Source organism: Variovorax sp. YR752, from assembly GCF_943372545.1.
Window position 1 is genome coordinate 1 of record NZ_CALRZC010000269.1, and the last position, 10,401, is coordinate 10,401.

The 10,401-nt window shown below is 68.6% G+C and carries 10 protein-coding genes; 6 read left to right on the plus strand and 4 right to left on the minus strand.

Going from position 1 to position 10,401, the window contains the following annotated elements:
- On the minus strand, positions 1–102 hold a 102-nt coding region (locus AAG801_RS36375), incomplete at its 3' end, for a TetR family transcriptional regulator (protein ID WP_341892802.1).
- Between the two features lie 77 nt (positions 103–179).
- Here AAG801_RS36375 and tet point away from each other — a divergent pair.
- From tet to AAG801_RS36400, 5 genes are all read left to right on the plus strand, one after another.
- Complete coding sequence (gene tet / locus AAG801_RS36380; protein WP_341892794.1) at positions 180–1,415, plus strand: Tet(A)/Tet(B)/Tet(C) family tetracycline efflux MFS transporter; 1,236 nt, start codon at positions 180–182, stop codon at positions 1,413–1,415.
- Positions 1,416–1,491: 76 nt separating this feature from the next.
- Entirely contained in the window at positions 1,492–3,030 is a 1,539-nt protein-coding gene (locus tag AAG801_RS36385) for an aldehyde dehydrogenase family protein (RefSeq protein ID WP_341892795.1), read from the plus strand.
- Positions 3,031–3,132: 102 nt separating this feature from the next.
- A complete protein-coding gene (locus AAG801_RS36390) occupies positions 3,133–4,041 on the plus strand; it encodes an amino acid ABC transporter substrate-binding protein (RefSeq protein WP_341892796.1) in 909 nt (302 codons plus the stop codon).
- A complete protein-coding gene (locus AAG801_RS36395) occupies positions 4,038–5,255 on the plus strand; it encodes a pyridoxal phosphate-dependent aminotransferase (protein WP_341892797.1) in 1,218 nt (405 codons plus the stop codon). The genes AAG801_RS36390 and AAG801_RS36395 overlap by 4 nt, the downstream gene beginning before the upstream one ends.
- Before the next feature lie 157 nt (positions 5,256–5,412).
- The gene (locus AAG801_RS36400; RefSeq protein ID WP_341892798.1) at positions 5,413–7,086 is read left to right on the plus strand and encodes a thiamine pyrophosphate-binding protein; all 1,674 of its coding nucleotides are present in this window, start codon (positions 5,413–5,415) and stop codon (positions 7,084–7,086) included.
- Positions 7,087–7,093: 7 nt separating this feature from the next.
- Here the strand turns inward: AAG801_RS36400 and AAG801_RS36405 are convergent, their stop codons facing one another.
- Together AAG801_RS36405 and AAG801_RS36410 are read right to left on the minus strand one after the other, a co-directional pair.
- The gene (locus AAG801_RS36405) at positions 7,094–7,396 is read right to left on the minus strand and encodes a hypothetical protein (RefSeq protein WP_082549084.1); all 303 of its coding nucleotides are present in this window, start codon (positions 7,394–7,396) and stop codon (positions 7,094–7,096) included.
- Between the two features lie 23 nt (positions 7,397–7,419).
- Entirely contained in the window at positions 7,420–8,658 is a 1,239-nt protein-coding gene (locus tag AAG801_RS36410) for an ammonium transporter (protein ID WP_341892799.1), read from the minus strand.
- Positions 8,659–9,074: 416 nt separating this feature from the next.
- On the opposite strand from AAG801_RS36410, the gene AAG801_RS36415 reads away from it, so the two are divergent.
- Positions 9,075–9,833 carry a TSUP family transporter gene (locus AAG801_RS36415; RefSeq protein ID WP_341892800.1) on the plus strand — a complete coding sequence of 253 codons (759 nt, stop codon included), beginning with the start codon at positions 9,075–9,077 and terminating at the stop codon, positions 9,831–9,833.
- A 57-nt stretch (positions 9,834–9,890) separates the two neighbouring features.
- On the opposite strand, the gene AAG801_RS36420 is transcribed toward AAG801_RS36415, so the two are convergent.
- On the minus strand, positions 9,891–10,401 hold a 511-nt coding region (locus tag AAG801_RS36420; protein ID WP_341892801.1), incomplete at its 5' end, for a tripartite tricarboxylate transporter permease.

The window sequence follows — 10,401 nt, forward strand, 5'->3', positions numbered from 1 at the left end:
GCCGAGCCGTTCGGCCAGCAGCCGCGTGCTGAGCTTGTCCATGCCGACCTCGTCGAGCAGCGCGAGCGCGGCCTCGAGGATCACTTCACTGTCCAGTTTCATGTCGATGTGCGTGCCCGGGAGTGGGCAAATGAGGGGTGCTTCACAGCCTGGAATTTATTGCTGATAATTCCTTATCAATGATAAATTCTGACCCTTCTTCTCCGCCCGCCGTCGCGGGCGGCCGCCATGCGCATGCGGTGATCCTCGCGATCGTCACGCTCGATGCCATCGGCATCAGCCTGGTCATGCCGATCGTGCCGGGCCTGCTGCGCGAGGTCGGCCACACCGGCGACCTCGGCTGGCGCTTCGGCGCTTTTCTGTCGCTCTACGCGCTGATGCAGTTCCTGTGCGCACCCGTGCTCGGCGCGCTCAGCGACCGCTTCGGCCGCCGCCCGGTGCTGCTGGTGTCGGTGGCGGGCGCGGCGATCGATGCGCTCTTCATGGCCTTCGCGCCCTCGCTGTGGCTGCTGTTCGTGGGCCGCGCGATCGCGGGCCTGACCGGCGCGAGCATGGCGGTGGCCTCGGCGGCCATTGCCGACCTCACGCCCGAGCACCAGCGTGCGCGCTGGTTCGGTCGCATGGGCGCCTGCTTCGGCCTGGGCTTCATCGCGGGGCCGGCGATCGGCGGCGTGCTCGGCGACCATGGCGTGCGACTGCCCTTCGTGGCCGCCGCGGTGCTCAACGGCATCACCTTCCTGGTCGGCCTGCTGGTGCTGCGCGAGTCGCGTCCGCCGGCGCTCGCCGCCAAGCCCTTCGACAGCGCCGTGCTGCATCCGCTGGCGCCGCTGCGCTGGGCCGCGGGCGTTCCCGCGCTGCTGCCGATCCTCGGCGTGTTCGGGGTGCTCGTGATGGTGGGTGAGGTTGCTGGCACGACCTGGGTGCTCTACGGCGAGGACCGCTTCGCCTGGAACGCCACCACGGTCGGCCTGTCGCTCGCGTGCTTCGGCCTGCTCCATGCGGTGGTGCAGGGCTTCGTGGCGGGCCCGGTGGTCGAGCGCTGGGGCGAGCGCGCGGCGATTGCCATCGGCACGCTCGCCGACTGCACGGCCTACGCGCTGATCGCCTTCGCCACGCAGGGCTGGATGGCGCTCGCGCTGCTGCCGCTGCTGTGCATGGGCGGCATCGGCCAGCCGGCGCTGCAGGCGACGCTTTCGCGGCGCGTGGGCGAGGCCGAGCAGGGGCGGCTGCAGGGCGTGCTCGCGAGCCTCTCGAGCCTGGCCTCGGTGGTCGGGCCTCTGGTGATCAGCTCGGTCTACTTCGCGTTCCGGGCGCGCTTTCCGGGCATCGTGTGGCTGGCGGGCGCTGTGCTCTACCTGCTGTGCCTGCCGGTGATGCTCAGGAAGAGCGCACCCGGGGGCGCAAGCTGCCGGTGAAGGTCATTCCTCAAACGCATCAGGTCCTTCCATATTTTCACTATGCAAGGGGGCGGCTTTCGCTGATATTGCGCGGATGTCTGCACCTCACACCCCGCTTCCCGTTGCCGCCGAAGTCGAACAGCTGCTGCAGCGCCTGGGCGTGCCCCGCACCGCCCACACCGGCGGCGACCTCACGGTGCGCTCGCCGGTCAGCGGCGAAGTGATCGCGCAGGTGCCGCAGACCACGGCCGTGGAAGCCACCGGTGCCATCGGCCGCGCGCACGAAGCCTTCAAGGCCTGGCGCCTGGTGCCGGCGCCGCGCCGCGGCGAGCTGGTGCGCTTGCTGGGCGAAGAACTGCGCGCCGCCAAGCAGGACCTGGGCCGCCTCGTCACGCTGGAGGCCGGCAAAATTCCGTCTGAAGGCGCGGGCGAGGTGCAGGAAATGATCGACATCTGCGACTTCGCGGTCGGTCTCTCGCGCCAGCTCTACGGCCTCACGCTGGCCACCGAGCGCGCCGAGCACCGGATGATGGAAACCTGGCATCCGCTGGGCGTGTGCGGCGTGATCTCGGCCTTCAACTTTCCGGTGGCCGTGTGGTCGTGGAACGCGGCGCTCGCGCTGGTGTGTGGCGACTCGGTGGTGTGGAAGCCTTCGGAAAAAACGCCGCTCACCGCACTGGCCGTGCATGCCATCGCGCAGCGCGCCATTGCCCGCTTCGGCGATGCGCCCGAAGGGCTGCTCGGCTTGCTGCTGGGCCAGCGCGACATCGGCGAGGTGCTGGTGGACGACCCCCGCGTGCCGATCCTCTCGGCCACGGGCTCCACCGCGATGGGCCGCCAGGTCGGGCCCAAGCTCGCTGCGCGCTTCGCCCGCGCGATCCTCGAACTGGGTGGCAACAACGCCGCCATCGTCACGCCCTCGGCCGACCTCGATCTCACGCTGCGCGGCATCGCGTTCGCGGCCATGGGCACGGCCGGCCAGCGCTGCACCACGCTGCGGCGCCTGTTCGTGCACGACAGCGTGTACGACCAACTGGTGCCCAAGCTCGTGAAGGTCTACGGCAACGTGCAGGTGGGCGATCCGCGCGAGGCCGGCACGCTGGTCGGTCCGCTGATCGACCGCGCGGCCTTCGACGGCATGCAGAAGGCCCTGAACGAAAGCCGCGAGATCGGCGCCACGGTGCACGGCGGCCAGCGCGTGGACGGCATCGGCACGCCCGACGCCTATTACGTGCGCCCCGCGCTGGTCGAATTGAAGTCGCACGACGGCCCGGTGCTGCGCGAAACCTTCGCGCCCATCCTCTACGTGGTGCGCTACCGCACGCTCGACGAAGCGATCGAATGGCACAACGCAGTGGGCGCGGGCCTGTCGTCGTCGATCTTCACGCTCAATGTGCGCGAGGCCGAGCGCTTCATGTCCAGCGCCGGGTCGGACTGCGGCATCGCCAACGTCAACATCGGCCCGAGCGGTGCCGAGATCGGCGGTGCCTTCGGCGGCGAGAAGGAAACCGGCGGCGGGCGCGAAGCGGGCTCGGACAGCTGGAAGGCGTACATGCGCCGCGCGACCAACACCATCAACTACTCGACGGCGCTGCCTCTCGCACAAGGCGTGACCTTCGACATCGGCGACTGATCGAACCCCGGCCTGTTGTTCTCGCCGCGCAGCACCTCGCTGCAGCGGCAGGGCAGCGGTCGCGCGCATCCCCCCAAAGAAAACCACCAGGAGACAGAAAAGATGAAGATGCAACTGAAGACCCTCGCCACCGCCGCGCTGCTCGCGCTCGCCTTCGGCACCCCAGCCACCGCGCAGCAGACACCCACCGGCGGCACGCTCGACAAGATCAAGACCAGCGGCAAGGTCGTGCTCGGCGTGCGCGAAGCCTCGCCGCCGATGGCCTACATGCTGGGCGCGGGCGAGAAGTACGTGGGCTACCACGTCGAACTCTGCGAGCGCGTGCTGAAGGACATCGTGCCTTCCGCCAAGCTCGAGTACATGGCCGTGACCGCGCAGAACACCATCCCGCTGGTGCAGAACGGCACGCTCGACATCGGCTGCGGCCCCACCACCAACAACACCGCGCGCCAGCAGCAGGTGGCCTTCGCGCTCACCACGTACGTGAGCGAAGTGCGCATGGCGACCCGGGTCGATTCGGGCATCACCGCGCTCGACCAGCTCGCGGGCCGCAACGTGTCGGCATCGACCGGCACCACCGCCGTGCAGCTGCTGCGCAAGCGCGAGCGCGCGCAGAACGTCTCTTACAACACGATGCTCGGCAAGGACCACCTGGAGAGCTTCCTGCTGATGGAGTCGGGCCGCGCCGATGCCTTCGTGCTCGACGACAACCTGCTCGCCGGCATCATCGCGAACTCCAAGAACCCGACGGCCTACCGCATCACCGGCGAGGCACTGGGCTCGGAGCCGATCGCGTTGCTGTTCCGCAAGGACGACCCGAGCTTCAAGGCCGCGGTGGACGAGTCGCTGCGCAAGCTCATGAAGAGCGGCGAGCTCGAGAAGATCTACACCAAGTGGTTCGTGGCCGCGATTCCGCCGAAGAACACCAGCCTCAACCTGCCGATGAGCCCGGCCCTGAAGCAGCTGCTGCTCGAACCCAACGACAAGCCACTGGAAGCCTACGCGAAGTGACAGACGCTGCCGTGTTCTCGTCGGCGCAACGCGTGCGCGCCATCAACGTCTCGGAGATCCTGCGCATCACCGACCACGCGCAGGCGCTCAAGCGCGCCGGCCGCCCGGTGATCGTGCTGGGCGCGGGCGAGCCCGACTTCGACACGCCCGAGAACATCCGGCATGCGGCCTTGCAGGCCATTGCGCGCGGCGACACGCGCTACACGGTGCTCGACGGCAGCCCGGCGATGAAGGCGGCCGTGCAGCTGAAGTTCAAGCGCGACAACGCGTTGGACTTCGCGCTCGACGAAATCAGCGTGAGCGCGGGCGCCAAGCAGGTGATCTTCAACGCGCTGATGGCGAGCCTGAACCCGGGCGACGAAGTGATCCTGCCCGCGCCGTACTGGACGTCTTACGCGGACATCGTGCAGATCTGCGGCGGTGTGCCGGTGTCGGTGGCGTGCGGTGAGGAGAACGGCTTTCGGCTGACCGCGGCGCAACTGCAGGCGGCCATCACGCCGCGCACGCGCTGGCTGTTTCTCAACTCGCCGTCGAACCCGAGCGGCGCGGCCTACAGCGCGGCGCAGCTGAGACCGATCACCGATGTGCTGCTCGAGCATTCAGGCGTGTGGGTGCTGGCGGACGACATCTACGAACACATCCTCTACGACGGCCTCGCCTTTGCGACGCCGGTGGCCGTCGAGCCGCGGCTGCGCGACCGCACGCTCACGGTGAACGGCGTGTCGAAGGCCTATGCGATGACCGGCTGGCGCGTCGGCTACGGCGCCGGGCCGCGCGCGCTGATCGCGGCGATGGCCGTGGTGCAGAGCCAGTCGACCTCGTGCCCGTCGTCGGTGAGTCAGGCTGCGGCGATCGAGGCGCTCACCGGTCCGCAAGACATCGTGGCCGAACGTTGCGCATCGTTTCAACAGCGCCGCGACTTCGTCGTGGCCGCGCTCAACCGCACGCCGGGCCTGCATTGCCGCGTGCCCGAGGGCGCCTTCTATACCTTTGCGAGCTGCGCCGGCGTGCTCGGCAAGCGCACCGCCAGCGGCGCGCTGCTGCAGACCGACAGCGACTTCTGCCGCTACCTGCTGCAAGAGTTCGAGGTGGCGGTGGTGCCGGGCAGCGTGTTCGGGCTGGCGCCGTATTTCCGCATCTCGTATGCGACGTCGATGGCGCAGCTGGAAGAGGCGTGCGCGCGCATCGCCGCCGCCTGCGCCGCGCTCACATGACCCCGCATTTCTCCCTCCCCCGCTGGGGGAGGGTTGGGGTGGGGGCACGCGGCGCATCCATTCCTGTCGGCGCATCCAACGCCGGTTGCCCCCATCCCAGCCTTCCCCCAGAGGGGGAAGGAGCGAATACCAAGACCTTTATCACATTGGACACCCCATGACTTCCTCCCGCACCGGCGGCCAGATCCTGGTCGACCAGCTCATCACCCACGGCGTCAAGCAGCTCTTCTGCGTGCCCGGCGAAAGCTTTCTCGCCGTGCTCGATGCGCTGCACGACGCATCGATCGACGTGACGGTGTGCCGGCAGGAGGGCGGCGCAACCATGATGGCCGAGGCGCAGGGCAAGCTCACGGGCCAGCCCGGCATCTGCTTCGTCACGCGCGGCCCCGGCGCCACCAACGCGGCGGCGGGCGTGCACATCGCGCACCAGGATTCGACGCCGCTGCTGCTGTTCGTCGGCCAGGTCGCACGCGACGCGATGGGCCGCGAAGCCTTCCAGGAGCTGGACTACAGCGCGGTCTTCGGCACGATGGCCAAGTGGGTCGTGCAGATCGACGATCCGGCGCGCGTGCCCGAACTCGTGTCGCGCGCCTTCCATGTCGCGACCTCGGGCCGGCCCGGTCCGGTGGTGATCGCGCTGCCGGAAGACATGCTGACCGAAGCCGCCGTGGTGGCCGATGCGTTGCCGTATGCGGTCACTGAAACCCATCCCGGTACGGCGCAACTGGTAGAGCTGCAGCAGCGCCTGTCGCAAGCGCAGCGGCCGGTCGTCATCCTGGGCGGCAGCCGCTGGTCCGAAGCCGCGACGCAGCAGTTCGCGCAGTTCGCCGAGGCGTATGCGCTGCCCGTGTACTGCTCGTTCCGCCGCCAGATGCTGATGTCCGCCGAGCACCCCTGCTATGCGGGCGACCTGGGGCTCGGCGCGAACCCGCGCATGCTGGCGCGCATCCGCGATGCGGACCTCGTGCTGCTGGTCGGCGGGCGCTTGTCGGAGGTGCCGTCGCAGGGCTATGAGCTGTTCGCGATCCCGCAGCCGAAGCAGACGCTGGTGCATGTGCACGCCGATGCCGACGAGCTCGGCAAGCTCTATCGCCCGACGCAGGGCATCCATGCCACGCCGCAGGCGTTCGCTGAAGCGGTGGCTGCGCTGCGCCCGGCCTCAGCGCCTTCGTGGCAGGCCGAGACGAAAACCGCGCGCGAAGACTTCCTGCGCTGGAGCGACCCGGGCACGATCCGCATTCCCGGCCCGCTGCAGATGGGCGAGGTCATGCAGCACCTGCGTGAGGTGCTGCCGGCCGACACCATCTTCTGCAACGGCGCGGGCAACTTCGCGACCTGGGTGCACCGCTTCTGGCCGTTCCGTGCGTTCGCGAGCCAGCTCGCACCGACCAGCGGTTCGATGGGTTACGGCCTGCCGGCCGGCGTCGGCGCCAAGCGGCTGTGGCCCGCGCGCGAGGTGGTCGTGTTCGCGGGCGACGGCGATTTCATGATGCACGGCCAGGAGTTCGCGACCGCCGTGCAGTACGGCCTGCCGATCCTCGTGGTGCTGCTGGACAACGGCATGTACGGCACGATCCGCATGCACCAGGAAAAGCACTACCCCGGCCGCATCAGCGCCACGCAGCTGAAGAACCCCGACTTCCGCGGCTATGCAGAGGTGTTCGGCGGCCACGGCGAGCGCGTGACCACGACGGAAGAATTCGGCCCCGCATTGGCGCGAGCCCGTGCGAGCGGCAAGCCGGCGATCCTGCATTGCCTGCTGGACCCCGAGGCGATCACGCCCGCGAGCACGTTGCAGTCGATCCGCAAGGCCGCGCTGGCGGCGGGCTGAAGCGTCGTCAGCGCAGGCCGCCGACGTAGCGCGGCGGCGGCGTGGGCGGCAGGCCATCAGGTTGGCGCGCCGCCAGCCGCGCGGCGCGGGCCAGCGGTTCCATGGCCTGCTCGAGCCGCGTGGCGAGTTGGTCGAGTTCGTCGTCTTTCGTCTCGGCGGCGTGGATGCGCGTCATGCGCACGATCTCGGCGGCGTACTCGGCATTGGTGGCCATCCATTCGGTGTCGGTCACGCGTCCGTGCTTGCGCCGCAGCGCCACGTGCAGGCGGGCGGCGAGGGCGATGCGTTCGCTTTCGGACATGGATGGCATGGCGGGTCTCCGGCGTCTGCGGGTCAAGCTCCCAGGTGTTCCTTGTGTTGAGCAAGATCGAGGCCCACGAGTTCGCTCTCGGGGTCGACGCGCAATCCGACCAGCACATGCACGAGGAACAGCACGATGGCTGTGCCCGTCGCGCTGTAGATCGCCACGCTGCCGACGGCGATCGCCTGCGTCAGCACATTGCCCGTCGCGCCCGAGATGCGCGGGTCGGCGAACACGCCCGTGAGCAGTGCGCCCACGATGCCGCCGATGCCGTGCACGCCGAACACGTCGAGCGAGTCGTCCGCACCGAGCAGGTGCTTCAGGCCGGTGGCGCCCCAGTAGCAGGCCAGCCCGGCGATGGCGCCGATGGCCAGCGCCGCCGGCGGCGTGACGAAGCCGGCCGCCGGCGTGATCGCCACCAGCCCGGCCACGAGGCCGGAGCACAGGCCCAGCAGCGAGGGACTGCGGCGCACGATCCATTCGCCGATCATCCAGCTCATGGCACCGGCCGCCGCCGCGATGTGCGTCACCAGCATGGCCAGTCCGGCGCGCCCGTCGGCCGCCACCGCCGAGCCGGCATTGAAGCCGAACCAGCCCACCCACAGCAGGCCCGCGCCGGTCATGGTGAGCGCCAGGCTGTAGGGCTCGAAGGCCTCGCGCCCGTAGCCCCGGCGCGGCCCGAGCGCATAGGCGCACACCAGCCCCGCGATGCCCGCGTTGACGTGCACCACCGAGCCGCCCGCGAAGTCGAGCGCGCCCATCTGCGCGAGCCAGCCGCCCGGCTCCCACACCCAGTGCGCGACGGGGGCGTACACGAGCACGCTCCACAGCAGCGCGAACCACAGCAGCGCCGAGAAGCGCATGCGCTCGACGAAAGCGCCGAGCACCAGCGCGGTGGTGATGATCGCGAAGCTCAGCTGGAACATGGCGTAGACCGACTCAGGCACGTTCGGCGCCACGTGGCTCACGGCCACCTGGCCGGCGTCTTTCAGGTACTCGAAGCCCGAGAAGCCGATGCGCGAGAGGTTGCCCAGCCAGGGCCAGCCGGGCGTGAAGGCCAGCGAGTAGCCGAGCGCGAACCAGGTCAGCGAGACCACCGCCGCGATCGCCACCACCCCGGCCATGGTGGCCAGTACGTTCTTGCGCCGGACCATGCCGGCGTAGAAGAGCGCGATGCCGGGCAGCGTCATCAGCAGCACCAGCGCGGTCGAGGTCATCATCCAGGCGGTGTCGGCCGCGTTCAGGGAGGCTTGGGGTGCCAGCAGGGCCATGACCGTTTCTTCTTGGAGTGGTGGACACAGGCGTGTGTGCACGAGTCATGCCATCTTGTTAACTGGCTGAAACACTTTCGTTTCCCAACCGGGGGGTCGAAGTAAGTCGAAGCGGGTAATTCCTAATGCACCGGGCGGGTGCGCGCTTGCACAATCTGCGCACTCGCGACGGGCCCTGCTCGTACTGCCGAGGGTCCGAGGAGACAACTTCCGATCGATCAACAAGAACATTCTTCAAAGGCTCCGTACGAGATGCCTGTCTGATATTTGAAAAGCGCCGCTGGTCGGCGCTTTTTTTTGCCTGCTCGCCGCGCGACCTCTGGCGAATTCCTCCAAGCCAAACAAGCCTTCTGGTCAACCGGTGCCGGCCACCACAGCTATCGTTTCGATAGCGATTCGGTGAGACAATCGCCCGCATGGAAATGCTGGTGGTCACGGGCGCCTCACTGCTCGCGGGTTTTATCGATGCGATCGTGGGCGGCGGCGGGTTGATCCTGGTGCCGGCCCTTTTTGCGGTGTTTCCGGGCGCGCCGCCGGCTACGCTGCTGGGCACCAACAAGAGCGCGTCGATCTGGGGCACCGCGGCCTCGGCGGCCCAGTTCAGCCAGCGCGTGCAGATGCGCTGGAGCGCCATGTGGCCGGCGGCGCTGCTGGGCTTCGGCGGCTCGATGGTCGGCGCCTGGACCGTCACGGTCTTCCCGGGCGACTTCCTGCGCCGGGCGCTGCCGGTCATCCTGCTGGGCGTGCTGATCTACACGCTGGCGCGCAAGGACATGGGCCGGCTGCACGCGCCGCGCTTCAGCGGCCGCGCCGAGACGCTCGCGGCCAGCACCATCGGCCTGACCATCGGTTTCTACGACGGCTTCTTCGGGCCGGGCACGGGCAGCTTCCTGGTGTTTCTGTTCGTGCGCTGGATGGGCTACGACTTCCTCAACGCCTCGGCCTCGGCCAAGGTCATCAACACCCTGACCAACGCCGCCGCGCTGATCCTGCTGGCCGCCAAGGGCCACGTCTGGTGGCACTACGGGCTGGTGATGGCGGTCGCCAACGTGGTCGGCAGCCTGGTCGGCACGCGCGTGGCGCTGAAGCACGGGGCGGGGTTCGTGCGGATCGTGTTCATCGTGGTGGTGAGCGCACTCATCCTGAAGACGGCTTACGACGCGTTTCTGAAATGAAAAAGCCCCTGGCGTGAGGCCAGGGGCTTTTCCAGGACACCGAGGAACCGGCGTTGCTTAGTCTTCGACGAATGCCTCTTCGCGTTTGGCCTTGATCGCCGGCAGCAGCACGATGCACAGCAGCAGCGCCGCAGCCACCAGCAGCCCGGCCGAAAGCGGCCGCGTGACGAACACGCTCCACGCGCCGCGCGACAGCAGCAGCGCGCGCCGCAGGTTCTCTTCCATCATCGGCCCGAGGATGAAGCCCAGCAGCAGCGGGGCCGGCTCGGTGCGCAGCTTCAGGAACAGGTACCCGATGAAGCCGAAGATCGCCACCATCCACACGTCGAAGGTGTTGTTGTTGGTCGAGTACACGCCGATCGCGCAGAACAGCACGATGGCAGGGAACAGGAACTTGTAGGGCACCGTCAGCAGCTTGATCCACATGCCGATCAGCGGCAGGTTCAGGATGATCAGCATCGCGTTGCCGATCCACATCGAGGCGATCAGGCCCCAGAACAGCTCCGGGTTGCTGGTCATCACCTGCGGGCCCGGCTGGATGTTGTGGATCGTCATCGCGCCGACCATC